Below are 20,177 nucleotides of genomic sequence, written 5' to 3'. Positions count from 1 at the left end.
CTGTTCCTTAGCGGAACCTCAGCGCATGCGTCAGGCTCTCGAGCGCATTTGCGGAAACGTTGAGTTCGTCCTGCTTCAGGGCAGCCCTGGCGGCGGCAGAAAAGCGCAGAGACTGTGTCTGAGCTGCAGTGGTTTCAGCATTCGTCTTCATGTTCCATCTCCGATTGGTCAGGCAGCGCCTTGCTGCCGTTAACCATCAGAGGGAAACATTGCCTGCGTCATTTAAGCGTTACAGGCTTCGTTAAAAGGCCATGCAATCAGGGAAGACCGGCAAGATGCAGGCCCTTTATCAACGGTTCCGTATAGGCGGGATCGCGATCGGGGACGAAATGACGGATGTCCTCGCTGCGGAAATCCGGGAAGTTTTCCAATACCACCCTAGCGTAATTCCTGGCCTTGCTCGTATCGCCGGCCATGGCATGCGAGGCGGCGAGCAGACGGGCCGTTGCCTGCTTCGCCTTCACCGGTTCCAACGCCTCGATCGCCATTTCATATTCTTCGCGCATGAAGTGGATGCCGCCGAGGTTCCAGTAATAATAGTCCGGCGGCAGCGGATTGAGTTTGAAGGCCGCGCGGCTGAGCTCCAGCGCTCGATCGAAATCGCCATCATGAGAAAGCGCGTCAGCGAAATCGGCGAGGATGTCGGCGTCGTTGGGATTGAGATCCTGGGCCTGCTGGAAATATTCCAGGCTTTCGTCAAAGCGGCGGCGATAAAGCGCCACGAAGCCGAGCTCGCGGTAGGCCCGGCCGCTGTTCGGGTCGGACTGCTGCGCCTGCCGGGCAGCACCGTTCGCCTCGTCAAGCAGTTCCTTGTCCCGCATGCCGCGGATCAGCCATTCCATGCCGAGCGCGCGCGACATGCCAGCATGGGCGGCAGAGAAATGTTCGTAACGATTGAGCGAGGATTTGAACCATTTGCGCGCCTGGCGCAGATGCTGCAGATCGGTCTGGGCGATCAGCCGCTTGCCTTCCAGGTAGAGACGGTAGGCGGACGGCGGCGCCTCGCCGATCGGTATCGCCAGTTCGTGGCGCTTGATCGTGTCGGCGAGCGAGGAGACGATCCGCCGCGTCAGATGCGCGAAGGATTCGCTGATCTTCTGCATGACCAGCGGCAGTTCGATGGCCCAGATCACTTCCGAGGTCGTCGTCCGCGTCAGCCGGCAGGTCGCAAAGACATCCTCGTCGCGGCCCTGGATGGTGACATAGACCGCATAGTCAAAGCTGAGGTCGAGCGGACCGGGCACGGCACGCGACGGATCGATCGAACGGCTGAGGATCTCCAGGCTCGTATGCGCAGCGATCACCTTGAAGCCGCGCTGCTGGCTGAGGCCGATGGTGACGTCTTCGAGAAGCGCCCTGCCGACGCGCTCCATCAGCGGATCGGTGAAGATACTTTCCGGCGGCAGAATGATGATGCGCGGCTGGCCGACCGTATTGACGGAAAGGTTAAGCGCCGACTGAGGATGTCCCGACGTCGCCTGTGCTGCCGGCACCAGGTTGAGTTCGCGGGCAAGAGCAGTGGTGCTTTCTTCCGGCTCGGTGTCGAAATCGTCCTTCAGCTGGCTCTTGCACTTCAGATAGGCCTGACGCGCCGCTGCCGGATCGTTCATCCTGACATAGGTGCGCATCAAGGCGCGATAGGCCGTCTCGCTGGCAGGGTCGAGTTCCAGCAGGCGCCTGGCAAGCGTGACCTGCTCTTCATCAGATCTGTCTTCTGATGTCTCGACCAGCCGGGTGAGATGGGCGGAGCGCAGTTCGTCGACGCGCTGGCGCTCGAAGGTCAGCCAGTCCTCGGCGCCCTGTGTCGGCGATTTGACGCCTTCGAGCAATTCGCCGTTCAGCAGGCCGCCGTCTTCGGGTGCGAGTGGCCCTTTCTGTTTCAGGATATGAACATCGACCTCCCAGCCATCGGCAAGGCCGATATGGGTTCGGGTCGCGGCAAGCAGCTGTGGAAGGCCGGCGGGAACGCTCTGCTCGATGCGCGCCAGTAGCTGGCGCAGGCTGCCGGCCCGTTTTTCCGGCAGTTCCGATTGCCAGAGCTGTCGCCTGACGGTTTCGCGGTCGAGTTCGAAATTGGGTTCGGCGGCGAGCATGGCGAGGAGAAAATAAGACTTCTCCGGCAAGGGGAGTTCCGTCCCCGCCGCCAGCAATCGCGGTCTTCCGAGCAGGCACAGCCTGTTCGTCAGCATCTGCCGGATGTCCATCGCATCTCGGTTCTCACCCCTGAAAGCCAAGGCGCACAAGCGCACCGGCCAATCCAAAGCATGTTAGAGCCATAAGAGGCCGGCGCATAGCGGTTTTGCTTTAAAAAGAAGAATTTTCAGCGAATATTTGCATATTCTCGCGCCACACGGGGAGGAAATGCTTGCCTACACTTTCGTGAGGATGCGGTTTGCGTGTCGTGGCGGCAGGTTATTTCCACTGCCGATGGTCCTTATCACCCGCTATTCCCAACCAAATCGCGGCCGCGTTAAAGGCCGAGCGCCTTGATGTGCTCGATCGAACGCCGGGCGAAGCGGCGCCAGTCGGCCGGATTGTCATGCTCGGTGACGATATGCTGAGCCTTTGTCTCGCGGAAGAGTGGTACGAATTTTTCCCAGTCGATGATGCCGTCGCCGGTCGCAGCCCAACCGTCTTCCGTCGTGGTGCCCTTCGGGCGAATTCGACGGTGGCCACGGGCGCTATGCCTATTACGACACGGTGCCCGATCTCGGCGTCATGATCGAACTGCTGGAATTCGACAGCGACAAAGAAGTCCAGCCGAAGCAGGCCTGAGGGGTCACAGCACCTGTGCAATCCGTTTCGGGCTGACCTCCGTCGCGGCCGCGGCTTCGACGAAATCGAGCCCGATATCCAGCACCGGGGCGCTGTGTGTCAGCCAGCCGACGGAAATGAGGTCGACACCGGAAGCAGCGATTGCGGCGGCCGTTATCGGCGTGACGCGCCCGGATGCTTCGGTGATGGCTCGGCCGGCGACGATAGCGACGGCTTCGCGCAGCTGATCGGGCGTCATGTTGTCGAGCAGAACGGCGTCGACGCCGATGTCCATCGCTTCTTGCAGCTGATCGAGGGTGTCCACTTCGACCTCGATCTTCACCATATGGCCGACGCCTGCCCGCGCCCGGCGGATCGCTTCAGCGACCCCACCGGCGATGGCGACGTGATTGTCCTTGATCAGCACTGCGTCATAAAGCGCGAAACGGTGATTCATGCCGCCACCGGCTCGCACCGCATATTTCTCCAGCGCCCTGAGGCCCGGCGTCGTCTTGCGCGTGCAGGCGACGGAAGCCTTGGTACCCCTGATGGCGGCGGCGATCCCTGCCGTCACTGTGGCGATGCCAGAGAGGTGACCGAGGAAATTCAGCGCGGTGCGCTCGGCGCTCAGCAGGCCACGCGAGGGGCCTTCGATGGTGGCGATCACGTCGCCGGGCTTGACCGCGTCGCCATCCTGGAGATGGCGGCGCATGACGATCTCTGGATCGACGAGAGCGAAGGCGAGTTCGGCCGCATCGAGACCGGCAATCACGCCCGGCTGGCGGGCCGCGATCACCACCGTCGAGTGGTGATCGCGAGGGATAACCGATGCCGAGGTGATATCGCCGGCAAGACCGAGATCTTCGAGAAGGGCGGCCCGCACCAAGGGTTCGACGATCAGGCGCGGAAGGGGAACAAGGCTCATCTCAGGCACTCCTTGCAAGGGCATAGGGCGGCGTCGCGCGGGCGATCTCCAGCGCTTGGGAAAGGTGCATCTGGCGCCGGTTGGCATTGGCGAGCTTCAGCGGAAAGTCGGTGCGGGCATGGGCACCGCGCGATTCCATTCGCAGGCTGGCAAAGACGGCGATCAGCAGCGCGACGATAGCCGGATCGGCGGCAGTGCCGTTGCCTTCGGCCAGCGGCAGCAGGGAGGCGATCGCGCCATGAATGGCGCCGGCATTGCGCAGCACGCCGAGATGGCGCGAGACGATCGGCCGCACCAATGACGCATCGGTCGGCGCCGGGAGACTCCCGGCGGAGATAGTGCCGGCACCACTTGCCGGCATGCCCGAAATGTCGCGTGCAGCCCGCATGCCCATGACAGCCGCCTCCAGCAGCGAATTGCTGGCAAGCCGGTTTGCGCCGTGCAGGCCGGTCGAGGCCGCCTCTCCGGCGACCCAGAGACCGGGAAGCGAGCTGCGGCCATTTGCATCCGTGGCCACGCCGCCCATGTGATAGTGAACGGCCGGGCGCACAGGAATGAGGTCTCTCGCCGGATCGATGCCGGCCTCGCCGCAAAGGCTCGAGATGACAGGAAAGCGAGCGGCAAAGCGGCTGCCGAGAGCATCGCGGGCATCGAGAAAGACTCGTCCGCCGCGGGCGATTTCGGCGCTGATCGCCCGCGCCACCACGTCACGCGGTGCAAGCTCGGCCCCTGGAATGCGGGCCATGAACCGTTCGCCGCGTTCGTTGACGAGCAAGGCCCCCTCCCCGCGCACCGCCTCGCTGATGAGCGCCAGCGGCCTGCGGCGTGAATCGAGTGCGGTTGGGTGGAACTGGACGAATTCCATATCGGCGAGCGCGGCACCGGCCCTTGCTGCGAGCGCGATCCCCTGGCCAAAATTGCCCATCGGATTGGTGGTCGCGTCGTAAAGCCCGCCAATGCCGCCGGTGGCGAGCACCACCCGTGAAGTCGGCAGAATGGCGGCGCCATTCGCGGTCGCGCAGAGCAGGCCGGCGACCTGCTCGCCATCCATCACAATCCGCCGCGCCTCGAAGCCTTCGAGCACTGATATAGCCGGCGTTTTCATCACCGCCTGGATCAGCGCGGCGATGATCGCCGCACCCGAGTCATCGCCTTCGGCATGGACGATGCGGCGGCGATTATGGGCCGCCTCCAGCCCGAGCGAGAGGTCTCCTGCGGTATTCCGGTCGAACCGCACGCCGGCTTGCTCCAGCGCGGCGATCGCCGCCGGCGCCTCGGCGATGATGCCGGCGGCGATCGCCGGATCGCAGAGCCCGTCACCGGCGGCAAGCGTATCGGCAAGATGCAGTGCCGCGCTATCGTCGGCGCCGACACTGGCGGCGATGCCGCCCTGCGCCCAGGCGCTCGATGTTTCCGCGCCAAGGGCCGCGCGAGTGACGATCACGGAAGGTTCAGGCGCGAGCGTCAGCGCGGTCATCAACCCCGCAAGCCCGCTGCCGACGATTACCGTGCGTCCAGCAAGATGCTCGAGAATCTCGGTCATATCGCCAGCATCCTTTCGACGGCGCGGCGCGCGGCGACAGCAATTGCCGGATCGACCGTCACCTCGTGGCGGTTTTCCTCGAGTGCCGCGCGGATATTGGCAAGGGTGATGCGCTTCATGTGCGGGCAGAGATTGCAGGGGCGAATGAATTCGACATCGGGATGGTGCACGGCGACATTGTCGCTCATCGAGCATTCGGTGAGCAGCACGACGCGCGCCGGTTTCTGCCTGCCGACATAATCCGACATGACAGCGGTGGAGCCAGCGAAATCAGCTTCGGCCACCACATCGGGCGGGCATTCGGGATGGGCGAGCACTGTTACGCCGGGATGGTTTTCGCGCAGCTGGCGCACGTCCTCGGCGGTGAAGAGTTCATGCACTTCGCAATGGCCGTGCCAGGCGATGATCTCGACATCAGTCTCTCGGGCGACGTTGCGCGCCAGATATTCGTCCGGGATCATCAGCACCTTCGGCACGCCGAGCGATTCCACCACCTGTTTGGCATTGCCCGAGGTGCAGCAGATATCGGAGGCAGCCTTCACTGCGGCCGAGGTATTGACATAGGTGACGATGGGCACGCCGGGATGGGCCTGGCGCAGCAGGGCGATATCCTCGGGCGTGATCGAATCCGCCAGCGAACAGCCGGCGGCGAGATCCGGAATCAGTACGGTTTTCTCGGGGTTCAGCAGCTTGGCGGTCTCGGCCATGAAATGCACGCCGGCAAGCACGATAACATCGGCATCGACCTCGATTGCCTTGCGGGCGAGCGCCAGGCTGTCGCCGACGATATCGGCCACACCGTGGAAGATCTCCGGTGTCTGATAGTTGTGCGCGAGAATGACGGCGTTGCGGCGGCGCTTGAGTTCGAGGATCGCGTCGACGTCATTTTCGAACGTCATCCATTCGGCTTTGGGAATGACGCGGCTGACGCGCTCGTAGAGCGAGGATGCGGAAACAGGATAATTCATGACCGGCTCCTAATTATGCTCCAATTGAGCATATCATAGGCAAAGAGATATTCTCACGGTGAGCATATGTCAATTGCGGGAGAGCGGTAATTTCGTTCCTGCCAGCGCCCGTTCTTCGAGCACGGTGTTGCGAAAGCGGAAAAGCTTGGCCGGCCGGCCGCCGGTTTCGCTTTCGGTGCCGCCGGTTTCCTCGACCAGTTCCTGCTGTTCGATGAGGCGGCGGAAGTTCTGCTTGTGCAGCGTCAGCCCCGCCAAGGCTTCGATGGTGCGCTGAAGCCTCAGCAGCGTGAAGCTCTCCGGCATCAGCTCGAAGACGACGGGGCGGTATTTGATCTTGGCGCGCAGTCGGGCGATTCCGGTTGCGAGAATACGGCGGTGATCGGCAAACATTGCCAGGCCGAGATTGGCCTCCGCGCCGCATCCGGCTTCCGAGACGAGCCCCGCCTCGTAAAGCAGTTCGTAGCGCTGCAGGGCCAGATCCTCGTTCCAGCCGCCGCCATCGAGGCCGAAGGTGAAATCCGCGCGGCGATGGCGATGGTCGCGCCTTGCCGGATCGGCATCGGCCCAGCTGCTCAGGCGCGCCATGATCTCGTCAAGCACGGCTGGCCGGCCCTGCCGGTGGTCTTCCCAGGGGAAATATTCGTACCAGCCGTGCCATCCCGGCCGGCCGGCGCCTGACTGCTCGTTGACGAGGCCGAGATAGCTGATCGAGATCGTCCGCCCGCCTGGGATGTCGTTGTTCCGGTCGCGGTCGGCGAAGGTATAGAGCTGTTCGAGATAGCCGACGGGGTGTTCCGTCTGCTCCTGCACCCATTCGCGCAGGCCCGATTGCAGGGTGCGATGGCCCATTTCGAAAGGCCCCGACGGCAGCGCATTGCCGGAACGGATCGTCATTACGCGCGGCTCGTCCCCCGTCACCGCGACGAGCACCGCAATCAATTCCGCATGCGCAAAGCCGATCGTCACAGGGGACCGAATACTCCGTTCCGAATGAATCGAACGGATAATTTCTGACACAGGCCGGGACGGAAGCCAATGGAGGGGAAGCGCCTTTGCGGCGCTTCCCACATGATCGACGCAATAGCGCGCGTTTGCCCTCAGCTATTGCCCGTCTCGCTTTTCAGCCGCTGCAGGAAGAATTCCAGTTCCGCATTGTCGATACCGACGAGATGACGCTCTTCCGGATAGGCGCCGGTCCTGACATCCTCGGCAAATTCGGTGAAGGCGGCGATGCGCTCGCGCTGCAGCCGGTCGTGTTCGTCGGCGAAGTTGCGATAGACCTTGGCATGGCGGGGATAGTGGTCGCGATTGGCGCCGAGCACGTCGTCGGCGAAGAGATATTGGGCGTCGCAGCCGCTGCCGGCGCCCATGGAGATCATCAGCATCGAGGTGTTGCTGCTGATGGCGGCGGCCACATCCCCTGGGACGACTTCGATTTCGGCGGCGAAGGCGCCGGCCTCTTCCAGCGCCTTGGTCTGCCGCCAGATCTCGGCGGCACTCGCCGCCGTCTTGCCGACGGCGCGGAAGCCGCCTGTCCAGGTCGCCTTCGAAGGGATCAGTCCGAGATGACCGCAGACTGGGATACCCTCGTCCCGCATGCGCCGGATCGTCTGCAGGCTTGCGGCGCAATAGACCGCGTCGCCGCCTGCCTTCAGCGCCGCAAAGGCCGCACGCAGATAGTCCTCGGCCGAGACATGGTCGCCATATTCGAGCCCCGGAATGGCAAAGGGAGTGGGGGCGATCTCGCGAAAGACCGGGCCGAGCAGCGAGGGCGGTACGGAGACGATGTCGATCCCGGCCTTTTCGGCGGCTTCCGCCTCCTCCAGCGAGGTGACGCGCAGCATGGTGAGCTGGCGCTTGCCTTTTTCCGAAAGCAGATCGGCGACGGTTGCGCGTCTATGTTTTTTCATCATCAATTCCTTTGAAAAAATCGGGTGAAAATATCGGGCAGCTCAGGCGGCCAGCAGGGATTTCAGCTTGATGTCGCTGGCTGCAAGTGCTGCCGGGTTCGGATGGGCGCGCGCTGCGATCAGCATTTCGGCGAGCCTGATGTCGCGCGCCACCGCATTGCCCGGCCCGATGCCGCTTGCAGCGATCAATCGTCCGTCGGCGTCGAGATGGAAGACAATGAAGGCGCCTGCGCCGAGCTCGCGGCGCTGATGCGTGGCGGCCCCTTCGGCAAGGCCTGATATCTGCAGCGTCATGTCGTATTGATCCGACCAGAACCACGGCACCGCCGAAACGGCCTCGTCGAGGCCGAGCATGTTGGCCGCGGCCAATGTGCCCTGCTCCTGGGCATTGCGCCAGGATTCGAGCCGCACCCGCCGGCCGCCATAGATCGACAGCGGAAAGGAGCAGCAATCGCCGGCTGCGAAGACATCAGGAGCAGAGGTCTGGAGATAGGTGTCGACGGCAATGCCGTTGTCGATTGCCAGCCCGGCCCTTTCGGCGATCTCGACATTCGGGCGTGCACCGATGCCGACGAGGACGAGATCGGCTTCGATCACCTCGCCGGTCGACAATCTGATCAGGGCTTTTCCGGTTTCCTCAGTCAGCGCTCCGATGGAGACGCCGCAGCGGATATCGACGCCTTCAGCGCGATGGCGCTCAGTGAGCAGATGAGCGATCTCCTCCGGCACGCCACGCTTCAGCACGCGTTCCAGCCCCTCGATGACGGTGACCTCGGCGCCAAGTAGCCGCGCCGTGGCCGCAAGTTCCAGTCCGATGAACCCGCCACCGATGATGGCGATATGCCGTCCCGGCTTCATCGCATCGCGCAGTGCTGCCGCATCGTGATGCGTCCGCAGCGAACGAATATGTCGGCTGCCTTCCCGTGCGCCGGGGAATGACCGCGCGGCGGCACCCGTCGCAAGCAGAAGCTTGTCGTAGGAAAGCACCGTCCCGTCCGAAAGCGTGACGGTCCTGAATGCGGGATCGAAATCCCTTGCCTCCACGCCGGTCAGCAGCCGGATGCCGTTTTCGACATATTTTTCCGCCGCGGCGATGAATTTCGGATCGCTTGCATCGGTGGAGCCGGCCTTCGAAAGCGGCGGCCGTTCATAGGGCGGAAGCGGCTCGGCGCCAACTAGCGTTATCTCGCCGGCAAAGCCCTTTTCCCGCAGGGCGAAGGCGGCGCGCGCACCGCATTCGCCCGCGCCCAGGATGACGTAATGAGCCATGCCGGCCTCCCTCAGAGCGAGATGAAGACGGCGCCGTCTTCGATCTTGACAGGATAGGTCTTGAGATTGACGCAGACCGGCGCACCCTTGGCTTCGCCCGTCTTGTAGTTGAAGCGGCCGTTATGCTTTGGACATTCGATGATCTCATCCATGACAAGCCCGTCGGCGAGATGGATATGTTCATGTGTGCAGAGCCCGTCGGTCGCGAAGAATTCGTCGTCCGGGCTGCGATAGACCGCGAAGGTGCGCCCGCCGTGATCGAAGCGGATGACATCCTCCTCGTCGATCTCGTCCTTGTTGCAGACCTGGATCCAATTTCCGCTCATCTTGTCCTCCCTTGATTGTCGTTATTGCGCGGCCGGGGCCAGTTCGTTGTGGAATTCCTCGCGATAGGGCCGCGCGGTGGCCGGCAGTTCGCGCTTCAGGAAATAATCCTCGTTGCGCAGCTGGCGCAGGAAGGCAGGGATCATCTCGCGATAGCCGGACAAGATCGACGGGTTCGGTGCCGGCAGGTCATGCTTGATCATCGCGTGCAACTGGGGCAGCGCGTGGTAGGGCACCATCGGAAACATGTGATGCTCGACGTGGTAGTTCATGTTCCAGTAGATGAAGCGGCTGATGGGGTTCATATAGACCGTGCGGCTGTTCAGCCGATGGTCGGTCACATTGTCGGCAAGGCCGCCATGCTGCAGCAGTCCGGTCAGCACATGGTGCCAGGCGCCGTAGAGGCGCGGCAGGCCGATCAGCATCAGCGGCAGGATCGAACCCATGGCGATCGCGGCCGCGATCGTTGCAAGATAGATCGCCAGCCAGATGCGGGCGATGCGGATGGCCTTTGGCTGCTCCATCTCGGGAATGAAGGTTTTTTCCGCCGCGCTGACGCCGCCGAAGGCATTGCGCAGCATGTCGACGATCGCATGCCAGGCGTCGAGGATGCCGAAGAAATTAAGCACCAGCCGGAAGAGATCGGGCGGCCGCATGACGGCGATCTCGGGATCGCGGCCGACGATCACCGTGTCGGTGTGATGGCGCGCATGGCTCCAGCGCCAGGTCACCGGATTGCGCATGATCATGAAGCAGGCAATGTGGTAGACGACATCGTTCATCCAGCGCGTCTTGAAGGCGGTGCCATGGCCGCATTCGTGCCAGCGGCTATCGGAGGCCGAGCCGTAGAGCACGCCATAAGCGAGGAAGAAGGGTAGCGCGATCCACGAGCCCCAGAAATAAATGCCGAGCCCGGCAAGGACGACCATGCTGCCCAGCCAGAGGGCCGTGTCGCGGATCGCCGGCGCATCGGAGCGCTGCATCAGCGCCTTCATCTCCTTGCGGGGAATGTCGGTGTGATACCATTCGGCTGCCGCCAGCCCCGTCTCGACGGCGGTGCGGCCGCTTTCGCCGAGAAGGTCGTAGTCGCGCTTCTTTGTCTGGGTCGCCATTATCCGCCTCCCGTTGCCCTTGCCTCGGAGAATAGGTTGACTTTGGAAAGCGCTCAATGCAGGCTTGATATAATCTATCAAAAACCATCACGAATGACTTGCATTCATGATCGAATCCATCAGGAACGCCGATGCGCCGTCCCACCATATCCGATCTCGCTCGCGCCTCCGGCGTCAGCGTCGCCACCGTCGACCGCGTTCTCAACGCCCGCCACCGCGTGCGCGAGGAAACGGCGCGACGGGTCTATGATGCGGCGCAGTCGATCGGCTATCACGCCGTCGGCCTGATCAAGCAGCGCGTCTTCGAGGATCTGCCGCAATACAGGCTCGCCTTCCTGCTGCAGAAGCCGATGCAGCCCTTCTATCAGAGCTTCGTGCGCGAGATCGAAACCGCCGCGCGCGCGCTGACGAGTGCGCGCATCCAGACGCAGATCGACTTTCCGTCAGCCGCGACACCGGCTGCGATCGTCGAAAAGATCAAGACGCTCGGCGCCCGCAACCAGGCCGTGGCTCTCGTTGGCCCGGATTATCCGGCGGTGACGACGGCGGTCGAGGAGTTGAAGGAGCGCGGTATTCCGGTGTTCTCGTTGCTCTCCGATCTCGCCACGGGCGTGCGCGACGCCTATGTCGGTGTCAACAACCGCAAGGTCGGGCGTACTGCCGCCTGGACGATTGCGCGCACGGCACACAAGCCCGGCAAGGTCGCCTGTTTCGTCGGCAGCCACCGCTTTCACGGCCATGAACTCAGAGAGATCGGCTTTCGTTCCTATTTTCGCGAGAATGCGCCTGAGTTCGATGTCGTCGACACGCTGATCAATCTCGAGACTGCCGAGATCACGCATGAGGCGACGTTGACGCTGCTGCAGAAACATCCCGATCTCGTCGGCCTCTATGTCTGCGGCGGCGGCATGGAGGGGGCAATTTCGGCATTCCGCGAAGAAGGCGTCGGCGGCAAGATCGTCCTCGTGGTCAACGAGCTGACGCCCGACAGCAAAGCCGGCCTTGCCGACGATATCGTCGCCATGGCGATCGGCACCCCCCTGCCCGCACTCTGTAAGGAGTTGATGGTCCTGATGACGGGCGCCATCGAAAACGGCGAAACGGCTGTTCCCGGACAGCTCTTCCTGCCTTTCGATATTCATATTTCCGAGAACATCTGAGGCGTGATGGAATTCCATCATTGCGTTCGAAATTCTCTCAGCAATGAAAGCCGGCGCCGGCGATGACGGATGGATTGCGACGCGAATTCCGATAGAGATTCGCTGACCCATTCACGAGGACCGCTCCGCCCTGACGCGGAGATCAGGAGGAGATACCGATCATGACTTCGATCCGTTTTGCGCTCAACCATATGGCCGCGCCGTTGCTTGCCATCGACGATTTTTTTGCGCTGGCCCGATCGCTCGGCATCGATGCCGTCGAGATCCGCAACGACCTTTCCGGCAATGCCATCCTCGACGGCACCAAACCCGAAACGATAAAGGAGGCTGCTGCCCGCCATGGCGTGACGATCATCTCGATCAACGCCCTGCAGCGCTTCAACGAGTGGAACGCGACCCGGGCCGCTGAAGCGGTGGAACTGATCGATTATGCCGGCGCGTCGGGCGCCAAGGCGCTCGTCCTCGTTCCGAAGAACGACGGGACCGGCTGCGCGGATGGCGAACGGCAGGCCAATCTGCGCCAGTCTCTGATTGCGCTGAAGCCGATGCTGGAGGAAGCCGGCATTATCGGTCTCGTCGAGCCGCTCGGTTTCGAGATCTGCTCGCTGCGCTCGAAGACCGAGGCAGCCGAGGCCATCAGGGGACTCGGCGCGGAATCGACCTTCAGGCTTGTCCACGACACCTTCCACCATCACCTTGCCGGCGAAGCGGCGACCTTCCCTGAGCTGGCCGGCCTCGTTCACATTTCCGGGGTCAGCGATCCCTCCGTTTCCGTTGCCGACATGCGCGATTCCCATCGCGTGCTCGTGGACGGCGACGACCGGCTCGACAATGCCGGGCAGGTCAGGGCGCTGCTGCAGGCGGACTATACCGGCCCGTTCTCCTTCGAGCCCTTTGCGGCGGAGGTGCATGCGCTGAAAGACCCGGCCGGCGCGCTGCGCGCCAGCATGGAGTATCTCAGCGCGCGGGTCTAAAAGCCGCGCGGTCGCTTGACGCTACTCTCTACCTCTGAACCGGCGCTGATAGGCCGGATCGTAGAGCGAGCTTTCGCGGAAATCCTCGGCCGCGAGCGAGGGGCCGACGAAGATGATCGCTGTGCGTTCGATCGGTTCGGCCGCAACCTTTGCCTCGATATCGGCGAGCGTGCCGCGCAGGATGCGCTCGTCTGGCCAGGAGGCCTTGACGACGATCGCGACCGGGCAGTCGACGCCGTAAAGCGGCGTCAACTCTTCGACCACTTGCTTCAGCGCGTGGATTGCCAGATGGATTGCCAGCGTGGCGCCTGTCGCGCCGAATTTTGCCAGTGTCTCGTCGTTCGGCATTGGTGACGCGCGGCCGGAAACGCGGGTCAGCACCAGGCTCTGCGCCACGGCCGGGATCGTCAGCTCTCGGCCGAGGGCTGAGGCTGCGGCGGCAAAGGCCGGAACGCCTGGCGTCATCGTATAGTCGATGCCGTGTTTTTGAAGCCGGCGCACCTGCTCGGCGACCGCACTCCAGACCGAGAGATCGCCGGAATGCAGCCGGGCGACATCCTGGCCCGCCGCGGCAGCGCGAAGATATTCTGCCTCGATCTCGTCGAGCGACATCGGCGCCGTATCGACGATGCGCGCGCCCGCCGGACAATATTGCAGCAGTTCGGGCGAGACGATCGAGCCGGCATAAAGGCAGACCGGGCACCGGGCGATGAGATCACGGCCACGCACCGTGATCAGATCCGCAGCACCTGGTCCCGCGCCGATGAAATGCACCGTCATCTCGTCATCCTTTCGTCCAGCGCCACTGCGTTACCGGCATGGCCGGCCGCCAGCCGGTCATGCCGCCGACAGGCTGGGCGCGCGATATTTCGATCCGCGTGAGGAAGCCGCCGCGTTTGGCATGTTCACTGAGCAGCACCGCTTCCATCTCCAGCGTCACGGCATTGGCAACAAGCCGCCCTCCTCGCTTCAGCGCGGCAATCGCGGCATCGATAACGCCCGGTTCGCTGCCGCCGCCGCCGAGAAAGATCACATCCGGTTCCGGCAGGCCCTTCAGCGCATCCGGCGCCAAACCTTCGATGACGGCAAGATGCGGCACGCCGAAGGCGGATGCATTGCGGGCGACCCGTGCGGCCCGTTCCGGCGATTGTTCGACGGCGATTGCCTTCAGGCTGGGATCGGCCAGCATCCATTCGATGCCGATTGAGCCCGAGCCTGCGCCAATATCCCAGAGCAGTTCGCCGTGACGCGGCGCGAGTGCGGAAAGCGTCATCGCCCGGATTTCACGTTTGGTGATCTGTCCGTCATGCTCGAACAGCTCGTCTTCGAGCCCTGCGGCAAAAGGCAGGATGCGAGCCCCCTCCCCTGCCGCAACATCGACGGCGCAGACATTCAGGGGATCGATGTCCACGAGATCGAAATCCGCCGCCACAGCACTTCTTTGCCGTTCCCGAGCACCGCCAAGCGCCTCGAGCACCGTAAGTCGCGACTGACCGAAGCCAGTGGCAGTCAGCAGGGCAGCCAGATCGCCGGGCCCCTTCTCGTCCGAGGTCAGCGCGATGATGCGCCGTCCGGGGTGCAGATGCGGCCGGATCAGGTTGATCGGCCGTCCATGCAGCGAGAGCGACGCGACGTCCTGCAGTGGCCAGCCAAGGCGGGAGGCAGCAAGGCTGAAGGCCGAGGGTGCGGGAATGGCGCGCATCTCGTCTGCCGCCACGTAGCGGGAGAGCGTTGCGCCGACGCCATAGAGAAAGGGATCGCCAGAGGCGAGCACGACAACAGGCGTGCCGCGCCTTTCAAGGATGGCCTCGACCGAGCGCTCGAACGGGCTCTGCCAGGAAAGCCTTTCGCCTGTGATCAGCGAGGCAGCAAGTGCGTGGTGCCGCGCACCGCCGAAGACGGCGGGTGCGGTCGCGATCAGCCTCTTTGCCTCCTCGCCCAGCCCTTCTGGACCATCTTCGCCGATGCCGATAATAGTCAGCCAGCGCTGGACTGACGGAGGAGCGACATCAGACATGGGACGACCCCGCATCTTGATCCTCGGCGGCACCAGCGAGGCGCGGCTGCTGGCCGAGGCGCTCGCGGCGCGTGATGATTGCGATGTTTTGTTGTCGCTTGCCGGACGCACCGAAAAACCGGCCATGCAGCCTGTTCCGGTTCGTATCGGCGGTTTCGGCGGCGCTACCGCACTCGCCGCTTTCCTGAAGGCCGGCGGATATGACCTGTTGATCGACGCCACGCATCCCTTCGCCGAGCGCATTTCGGCCAATGCCGCTTTCGCGGCTGAGGCCAGCGGTATCGCTGCCATCGCTCTGCGCCGTCCCGAATGGCAACGCCGGCCGGGCGATCGATGGCGGGACGTGCAGAGCATTCCGGCTGCCATCGAAGCGCTTGGCCCCCTCCCCCGCCGAGTCTTCTTGGCGACGGGCCGGCAGGGCGCGTATCATGCGGAAGCCGCGCCGCAGCATCACTATCTCATTCGCAGCGTCGATCCCGTCGAACCGCCGCTTGCGCTTGATAATGTCGAGTACATCCTCGATCGGGGTCCGTTCACGCTGGACGGTGAATGCGATCTGCTGAGACAGCACGATATCGACATCATCGTCGCCAAGAATAGCGGCGGTGCCGCCACCTATGCGAAGATCGAGGCAGCCCGCCTGCTCGGTATCGAGGTGATGATGGTGGCGCGCGCTCCGGCCTCGATCGTCAAAACGGTCGAAACTGTCGAGGCGGCGCTGGCGGCGATCGATCACCTGTTTCCTCCCGCCATGAAACGCGGCGTATAGACGAGGTCCAGTCGGCCTGGCCGCGTGACGATGCGTGTCTCGGCCGAGCCGATGATGATGCAGGTCGCCATATCCGCAATCGACGCATCTGCCTGCGACAGCGGCTGGACGGCGATGCGCTCGTCCGGGCGCCCGGCCGCGCGCCCGAAAATAACCGGCGTTGCTGGGGGCAGATGGTTGCGCAACAGCTTGAAGGCGTCGCCGAGCTGCCACGGCCGCGCTCGGCTGATCGGATTATAGAGCGCGATGACGAAACCCGCTTTTGCCGCCAGTTCAAGGCGGGTTTCTATTATATTCCAAGGCTTTAGATTGTCAGATAGCGAAATGGCGCAGAAATCGTGGCCAAGCGGGGCACCGGCTCTTGCCGCCACTGCCAGCATCGCGGTGATGCCGGGCAGAATGGTGAGATCGACCGAGCGCCAGGCGGCCGGCCCGTTCTCGATTGCCTCGCAGACCGCGGCGGCCATGGCGAAGACGCCGGGGTCGCCGCCGGAGACGACGCAGACTTTCGCGCCGTCAGCCGCCATGGCGAGGGCTGCCCCCGCCCTGTCGAGCTCCTCGCGATTGTCCGAGGCATGGCGCAGCTGATCGTCGCGGAGCTGCAGCCTGTCGAGATAGGGTCCGTAGCCGAAGAAATCCGTTGCCTGGTCGACGACGGTCAAAGCCTCCGGCGTCATCTGCTCGGGATTGCCGGGACCGGTGCCGATCACGAAAAGCCTGCCGCTCATCGGCTGCCCTCCCAGCCCGGCACCAGCACCAGCGAAAAATACGGGGCATCGCCGTCTGTCCTGTCGGCAAGCTTTTCCATCGCCGCATTCGCCATGGTGCCGCGCTCGACATAGACGGCTTCCGCAAGCCGGCCGGCCGCTGCGAGCGCCCGGCGGATCTTCGGCAGATTGCGGCCGACCTTCATGATGACGGCGGCCTGCGTATCGGCAAGGCGGCGCGTCAGCTCGGTCTCGGCCATCGTACCGGGCAGTACGGTAAGCACGTCGTCGCCCTGGACGATCGGCATGCCGGCAAGCGACCAGCAGCCCGACATGGCGCTGATGCCGGGGATCACTTCCGTCGGGTAGCGCTGGGAAAGCCTGATATGCAGATGCATATAGGAGCCGTAGAAGAGCGGATCGCCTTCGCTGAGAACGGCGACGGTCAGCCCGGCATCGAGATGCCCGGCGACCGCTTTGGCAGACAGGTCGTAGAATTGGGTGATCAGGCTCTGATAGCGTTCGTCGTTCTTGTCGATCTCGGTCGTCACCGGATAATAGAGCGGCAGCAGCGTCACGCCGGATTTCAGCAGCGGCTCGACGATCGCCTTGCCGTTGCCGCCCCTGCCCTGCTTGGCGAAATAGGCAATCACATCCGCGCCTTCGATGGCGCGCACGGCTTTGAGGGTCAGGAGCTCCGGATCGCCGGGACCCGTGCCGACGCCGATAAGACGGCCGCTTGTCGTCATAGGCCTGGCCTCGCCAATGCATTGATGGCGGCTGCCGTCATGGCGCTGCCGCCAAGCCGGCCGCGGACGATGGCAAAGGGTACGCCGTAGGAATTTTCCGCCAATGCATCCTTGGATTCCGCCGCGCCGACGAAGCCCACAGGCATGCCGAGGATCGCGGCGGGTTTTGGGGCGCCGTCGCGCAGGAGTTCAAGCAGATGGAAGAGGGCGGTCGGCGCATTGCCGATCGCGACAACGCTGCCGCCGAGCCGATCGAGCCAGAGATGCATGGCGGCGGCCGAACGCGTATTGCCGGTCTCGCGCGCAAGCTCCGGTGTCGCGGGATCGCGCATCGTGCAGATCACCTCGTTCAGCGCCGGCAGCCGCGCCCGGGTGACGCCCTGGGACACCATTTCCGCGTCGCAGAAGATTGGCGCGCCACCCTTCAGCGCATCGCGCGCAGCGCTGACGAAATCGGCGGCAAACAGGAAATGTTCCGCTGCCTCGACCAGCCCGCAGGCATGGATCATGCGCACGGCGATTTCGGCTTGATCGTCGGTGAAGCGCGAAAGATCGGCCTCGGCACGGATAATGGCAAAGGAACGCTCGTAGATCGCATCGCCGCTGCGGATATAATCGTAGTCTGGCATTCCTATTCCTGTCGCAGCGCCTTCGAAACGCCGATGGCGCCAAGCCGTGTAAGGCAGGCGGCGGTCGATTCGCCAGCGTCTTTGTTGTCTTCGATGGACCGGGCGAGCCTCTCTATAGCGAAATCGATCCGACCGCCAGCGATCCGTTCGTCCGGCTGATCCGCCGCAAGCCCATTGAGGATGAGGCCATAACCTTCCGCTGAGCCCGTCAGGGTCAGCGCCGGCCGGGCATGAGCGCAGCCCTTGGCGCAGCCGGATAGATGCAGCGTCAGCGAACCGTCGAAAAGGGCAGGTGCTGCGGCAATGAGACGGCGCGCAAGGGTCCGCGTCTCGTAGAAAGCGGAGCCGCAGGCGCCGGCGCCGGCACAGGCGGCGATATGCTCGGTATTCTCGCCAGGCTGGCTGCTGAAGCCATGTCTGGCTGCGGCGATCTGCATAGCCAGCACTGCATCGTCGGAAAGCCCGATGAGGAAGAAACCGCGACCGGGCGCAAGCCGGATCGCTGTTGCGCCACGGGCTTTTGCCAGGTCAAGCAAAGCGACCAGATCGGACGCTCTCATCTGCCCGAATTCCGGCCTGACGCCGAGTATGATTTTGCCGTCGTCAAGCCTGTGCGAGCCGGCAAGCGGCATGACTGCCGCGCGAGACGAAATGAATTGAATGCCATCCATCGCGGGAAAACGCGCCCGCAGAAGCGTCGCGTCGATATCCCTTGCTCGCCTGCCCTGCCCGAGGGTCGCCAACAAGCTCAGAATTTCGCCAACGGCTGATATCGCCGCCTCGGCAGGACCGATCGCGACTGGCATTGCAGTTTCACCGTCGCCATTGATCGCGACAAGCCAATCCGCGCCGAATTGCGCGACGACACGAATGTCGGCGGACAGTGCTGACAATCCGAAGGATCCGCCGCCGTCGACGATAAGCGAAAGCTTCGGCGCGAGTCGCGGCGAGGCAAACAGATCGTGGAGCGTAGCACGCAAGGCCATTTCCATCACGGCCGGATCGCTTATCTCTTCCGGGTCGATGCCGTGCAGCGGCGATGTCTCGATTGCCGGCCCTTCCGGCACGGTGATCCCGGCGGCATCGATATCGGCAGCGAGCTGTCCGACGGTCTCAGCCCGAAGGCCTCGGATCTGCAGATTGCCGCGGGCGGTGATTTCGAGAATGCCGTTTCCATGTGCTGCGGCGGAGCGGGCAAGGCTTGCGAACTGCGACAGCGTCAGCGCGCCGCCAACCGGCCGCAACCGCACCAGCAAACCATCGCCGGTCGCCATCGGCGCGGCAAGGGCGGGGCAGGCGCCGCGTCTACGCATCGTCGCCGCCGGGCGACCGTGCAGATCCGCCTCGCCCGTCCTGTCGCTCGCCTTTGCGGCCTTAATGCTCATTCTCGATCCTCTGGCCACTTCTTACATCATCGCAGCCGGGCCGGCAAAGCATGCTGGAAAGGCTTCGCACTGGTTAATCGTCGAAATCCCGTCCCTTGCGCAGGAGATAGATGTCCATGATCCAGCCGTGCCGCTGCCTGGCCTCGGTCCTGAGCGTCAGAATGTCGGTGGCGATGTCGCCAAGTCGTCCTGATCTAACGATCTCGTCCTTGGTTCCGAGATAGGCGCCCCAGAAGATCTCGGCATCGGGATTGTTGATCTTCGCAAAAGCCTGTTCGCCGTCGAGCATGACGACGGTGCTGTCGGTTAGAAGTCCATCCTGCGCCAGCCTGCGCCCTGTGGTGATCTCGATCGGTTTGCCGACGAGGTTGACGGGGATTCTGTGGCTGGCCGCCAGCGCCTGGATGCTGGTGATGCCGGGGATGACGCTGTAATCGAAATCCAGGCTGCTTTCCTGCCGCACGCGTTCGATGATGCGGATCGTGCTGTCGTAGAGACTGGGATCGCCCCAGACGAGAAAGGCGCCGCTGCCATCATCCGGGAGACCGGAGATCAGTTCTGCATAGATGCCGGCGATCTCACCGTGCCAGGCGTCGACGCTCTGCACATAGGTCTTGTCTGCCGTCTGCCTTTGCGGCACCGCGAACTCTGAAATCCTGCCGGCCGGCCGTGTGATATAGCGGTCGCAGATATCCCGCCGGATTTCGGCGAGCTCTTCCTTGCCGACGCCCTTGACCGGCAGGAAGACCACGTCGGCTGCGTTCATTGCGTTGATGGCCTGTATGGTCAGGTGCTCCGGGTTGCCCGTGCCGATGCCGATGATATGGATATGCTTCAAGCGGATACTCCCCGTTGAGTCCTGGCGGTCATGCCGAAAAAGCTTGGACGTCGCAAGGGCTGAACGATGAGTTGGCCGCGGCCAACCGGGCCTGTGGATAGCGGCTTAGCCCTATTGTTGCTGCAAATCCCGAATCGTGTCACT

At 63.4% G+C, this 20,177-nt stretch carries 20 protein-coding genes; 3 read left to right on the top strand and 17 right to left on the bottom strand.

Going from position 1 to position 20,177, the window contains the following annotated elements; all coding sequences use genetic code 11:
- Nucleotides 1-7: 7 nt before the first annotated feature.
- From BS629_RS39300 to BS629_RS23065, 10 genes are all read right to left on the bottom strand, one after another.
- The gene (locus tag BS629_RS39300) at nt 8-151 is read right to left on the bottom strand and encodes a hypothetical protein (protein ID WP_003553391.1); all 144 of its coding nucleotides are present in this window, start codon (nt 149-151) and stop codon (nt 8-10) included.
- 106 nt (nt 152-257) lie between these two features.
- On the bottom strand, nt 258-2,204 hold the full coding sequence (locus BS629_RS23110) for an AfsR/SARP family transcriptional regulator (protein ID WP_077988516.1): 1,947 nt from the start codon (nt 2,202-2,204) through the stop codon (nt 258-260).
- A gap of 575 nt (nt 2,205-2,779) precedes the next feature.
- The gene (gene nadC, locus BS629_RS23100; RefSeq protein WP_018246202.1) at nt 2,780-3,703 is read right to left on the bottom strand and encodes a carboxylating nicotinate-nucleotide diphosphorylase; all 924 of its coding nucleotides are present in this window, start codon (nt 3,701-3,703) and stop codon (nt 2,780-2,782) included.
- Entirely contained in the window at nt 3,681-5,222 is a 1,542-nt protein-coding gene (locus tag BS629_RS23095) for an L-aspartate oxidase (RefSeq protein ID WP_077988515.1), read from the bottom strand. The genes nadC and BS629_RS23095 overlap by 23 nt, the downstream gene beginning before the upstream one ends.
- Nucleotides 5,219-6,190, bottom strand: coding sequence for a quinolinate synthase NadA (nadA, locus tag BS629_RS23090; protein ID WP_018246204.1), 972 nt, complete (start codon nt 6,188-6,190; stop codon nt 5,219-5,221). The genes BS629_RS23095 and nadA overlap by 4 nt, the downstream gene beginning before the upstream one ends.
- Nucleotides 6,191-6,259: 69 nt before the next feature.
- Nucleotides 6,260-7,258 carry an NUDIX hydrolase gene (locus tag BS629_RS23085; RefSeq protein WP_018246205.1) on the bottom strand — a complete coding sequence of 333 codons (999 nt, stop codon included), beginning with the start codon at nt 7,256-7,258 and terminating at the stop codon, nt 6,260-6,262.
- A 29-nt stretch (nt 7,259-7,287) separates the two neighbouring features.
- A complete protein-coding gene (locus BS629_RS23080; protein ID WP_018246206.1) occupies nt 7,288-8,103 on the bottom strand; it encodes a 3-methyl-2-oxobutanoate hydroxymethyltransferase in 816 nt (271 codons plus the stop codon).
- Between the two features lie 39 nt (nt 8,104-8,142).
- Nucleotides 8,143-9,369: an NAD(P)/FAD-dependent oxidoreductase gene (locus tag BS629_RS23075; RefSeq protein ID WP_018246207.1), complete on the bottom strand. Its 1,227-nt coding sequence runs from the start codon at nt 9,367-9,369 to the stop codon at nt 8,143-8,145.
- 11 nt (nt 9,370-9,380) lie between these two features.
- Nucleotides 9,381-9,695: a MocE family 2Fe-2S type ferredoxin gene (locus BS629_RS23070; protein ID WP_018246208.1), complete on the bottom strand. Its 315-nt coding sequence runs from the start codon at nt 9,693-9,695 to the stop codon at nt 9,381-9,383.
- Between the two features lie 21 nt (nt 9,696-9,716).
- Nucleotides 9,717-10,805 (bottom strand): fatty acid desaturase family protein, encoded by a 1,089-nt coding sequence (locus tag BS629_RS23065; protein ID WP_018246209.1) that lies wholly within the window; start codon nt 10,803-10,805, stop codon nt 9,717-9,719.
- A 131-nt stretch (nt 10,806-10,936) separates the two neighbouring features.
- Between BS629_RS23065 and BS629_RS23060 the strand changes: the two genes are divergently transcribed.
- Together BS629_RS23060 and BS629_RS23055 are read left to right on the top strand one after the other, a co-directional pair.
- On the top strand, nt 10,937-11,965 hold the full coding sequence (locus tag BS629_RS23060; RefSeq protein WP_018246210.1) for a LacI family DNA-binding transcriptional regulator: 1,029 nt from the start codon (nt 10,937-10,939) through the stop codon (nt 11,963-11,965).
- 161 nt (nt 11,966-12,126) lie between these two features.
- The gene (locus BS629_RS23055) at nt 12,127-12,939 is read left to right on the top strand and encodes a TIM barrel protein (protein WP_018246211.1); all 813 of its coding nucleotides are present in this window, start codon (nt 12,127-12,129) and stop codon (nt 12,937-12,939) included.
- Between the two features lie 21 nt (nt 12,940-12,960).
- Here the strand turns inward: BS629_RS23055 and cobM are convergent, their stop codons facing one another.
- Nucleotides 12,961-13,719, bottom strand: a complete 759-nt coding sequence (gene cobM, locus BS629_RS23050; protein WP_018246212.1) for a precorrin-4 C(11)-methyltransferase — start codon at nt 13,717-13,719, stop codon at nt 12,961-12,963.
- Between the two features lie 4 nt (nt 13,720-13,723).
- A complete protein-coding gene (locus BS629_RS23045; RefSeq protein WP_018246213.1) occupies nt 13,724-14,956 on the bottom strand; it encodes a bifunctional cobalt-precorrin-7 (C(5))-methyltransferase/cobalt-precorrin-6B (C(15))-methyltransferase in 1,233 nt (410 codons plus the stop codon).
- On the opposite strand from BS629_RS23045, the gene BS629_RS23040 reads away from it, so the two are divergent.
- The gene (locus BS629_RS23040; protein WP_018246214.1) at nt 14,955-15,725 is read left to right on the top strand and encodes a cobalt-precorrin-6A reductase; all 771 of its coding nucleotides are present in this window, start codon (nt 14,955-14,957) and stop codon (nt 15,723-15,725) included. The two genes, BS629_RS23045 and BS629_RS23040, sit on opposite strands and share 2 nt — an antisense overlap.
- Here BS629_RS23040 and BS629_RS23035 read toward each other — a convergent pair.
- The 5 genes from BS629_RS23035 to cobF form a co-directional block, all read right to left on the bottom strand.
- Nucleotides 15,689-16,453 (bottom strand): precorrin-3B C(17)-methyltransferase, encoded by a 765-nt coding sequence (locus BS629_RS23035; RefSeq protein WP_018246215.1) that lies wholly within the window; start codon nt 16,451-16,453, stop codon nt 15,689-15,691. The genes BS629_RS23040 and BS629_RS23035 overlap by 37 nt on opposite strands.
- Nucleotides 16,450-17,181 carry a precorrin-2 C(20)-methyltransferase gene (locus tag BS629_RS23030; protein WP_018517794.1) on the bottom strand — a complete coding sequence of 244 codons (732 nt, stop codon included), beginning with the start codon at nt 17,179-17,181 and terminating at the stop codon, nt 16,450-16,452. The genes BS629_RS23035 and BS629_RS23030 overlap by 4 nt, the downstream gene beginning before the upstream one ends.
- Nucleotides 17,178-17,810 (bottom strand): precorrin-8X methylmutase, encoded by a 633-nt coding sequence (locus tag BS629_RS23025; protein ID WP_077988514.1) that lies wholly within the window; start codon nt 17,808-17,810, stop codon nt 17,178-17,180. The genes BS629_RS23030 and BS629_RS23025 overlap by 4 nt, the downstream gene beginning before the upstream one ends.
- 2 nt (nt 17,811-17,812) lie before the next feature.
- Complete coding sequence (cobG, locus tag BS629_RS23020) at nt 17,813-19,195, bottom strand: precorrin-3B synthase (RefSeq protein ID WP_018246218.1); 1,383 nt, start codon at nt 19,193-19,195, stop codon at nt 17,813-17,815.
- A 73-nt stretch (nt 19,196-19,268) separates the two neighbouring features.
- Nucleotides 19,269-20,033 (bottom strand): precorrin-6A synthase (deacetylating), encoded by a 765-nt coding sequence (cobF, locus tag BS629_RS23015; RefSeq protein WP_018246219.1) that lies wholly within the window; start codon nt 20,031-20,033, stop codon nt 19,269-19,271.
- Nucleotides 20,034-20,177: the final 144 nt, after the last annotated feature.

Origin of the sequence: Rhizobium leguminosarum bv. viciae USDA 2370, assembly GCF_002008365.1 — a bacterium.
Classification (GTDB): domain Bacteria; phylum Pseudomonadota; class Alphaproteobacteria; order Rhizobiales; family Rhizobiaceae; genus Rhizobium; species Rhizobium leguminosarum.
This window is presented reverse-complemented; position numbering and strand designations above follow the sequence as displayed.

Bases quoted from the DNA above. Each gene is read 5' to 3' on its own strand.
- BS629_RS23035 (WP_018246215.1), bottom strand. From the start codon at position 16,453: ATGAGCGGCAGGCTTTTCGTGATCGGCACCGGTCCCGGCAATCCCGAG.
- cobM (WP_018246212.1), bottom strand. From the start codon at position 13,719: ATGACGGTGCATTTCATCGGCGCGGGACCAGGTGCTGCGGATCTGATC.
- BS629_RS23065 (WP_018246209.1), bottom strand. From the start codon at position 10,805: ATGGCGACCCAGACAAAGAAGCGCGACTACGACCTTCTCGGCGAAAGC.
- nadA (WP_018246204.1), bottom strand. From the start codon at position 6,190: ATGAATTATCCTGTTTCCGCATCCTCGCTCTACGAGCGCGTCAGCCGC.
- BS629_RS23060 (WP_018246210.1), top strand. From the start codon at position 10,937: ATGCGCCGTCCCACCATATCCGATCTCGCTCGCGCCTCCGGCGTCAGC.
- BS629_RS23080 (WP_018246206.1), bottom strand. From the start codon at position 8,103: ATGATGAAAAAACATAGACGCGCAACCGTCGCCGATCTGCTTTCGGAA.
- BS629_RS23030 (WP_018517794.1), bottom strand. From the start codon at position 17,181: ATGACGACAAGCGGCCGTCTTATCGGCGTCGGCACGGGTCCCGGCGAT.
- BS629_RS23075 (WP_018246207.1), bottom strand. From the start codon at position 9,369: ATGGCTCATTACGTCATCCTGGGCGCGGGCGAATGCGGTGCGCGCGCC.
- nadC (WP_018246202.1), bottom strand. From the start codon at position 3,703: ATGCCCTTGCAAGGAGTGCCTGAGATGAGCCTTGTTCCCCTTCCGCGC.
- BS629_RS23095 (WP_077988515.1), bottom strand. From the start codon at position 5,222: ATGACCGAGATTCTCGAGCATCTTGCTGGACGCACGGTAATCGTCGGC.
- BS629_RS23025 (WP_077988514.1), bottom strand. From the start codon at position 17,810: ATGCCAGACTACGATTATATCCGCAGCGGCGATGCGATCTACGAGCGT.
- BS629_RS39300 (WP_003553391.1), bottom strand. From the start codon at position 151: ATGAAGACGAATGCTGAAACCACTGCAGCTCAGACACAGTCTCTGCGC.
- BS629_RS23045 (WP_018246213.1), bottom strand. From the start codon at position 14,956: ATGTCTGATGTCGCTCCTCCGTCAGTCCAGCGCTGGCTGACTATTATC.
- BS629_RS23040 (WP_018246214.1), top strand. From the start codon at position 14,955: ATGGGACGACCCCGCATCTTGATCCTCGGCGGCACCAGCGAGGCGCGG.
- BS629_RS23070 (WP_018246208.1), bottom strand. From the start codon at position 9,695: ATGAGCGGAAATTGGATCCAGGTCTGCAACAAGGACGAGATCGACGAG.
- BS629_RS23110 (WP_077988516.1), bottom strand. From the start codon at position 2,204: ATGGACATCCGGCAGATGCTGACGAACAGGCTGTGCCTGCTCGGAAGA.
- cobG (WP_018246218.1), bottom strand. From the start codon at position 19,195: ATGAGCATTAAGGCCGCAAAGGCGAGCGACAGGACGGGCGAGGCGGAT.
- BS629_RS23055 (WP_018246211.1), top strand. From the start codon at position 12,127: ATGACTTCGATCCGTTTTGCGCTCAACCATATGGCCGCGCCGTTGCTT.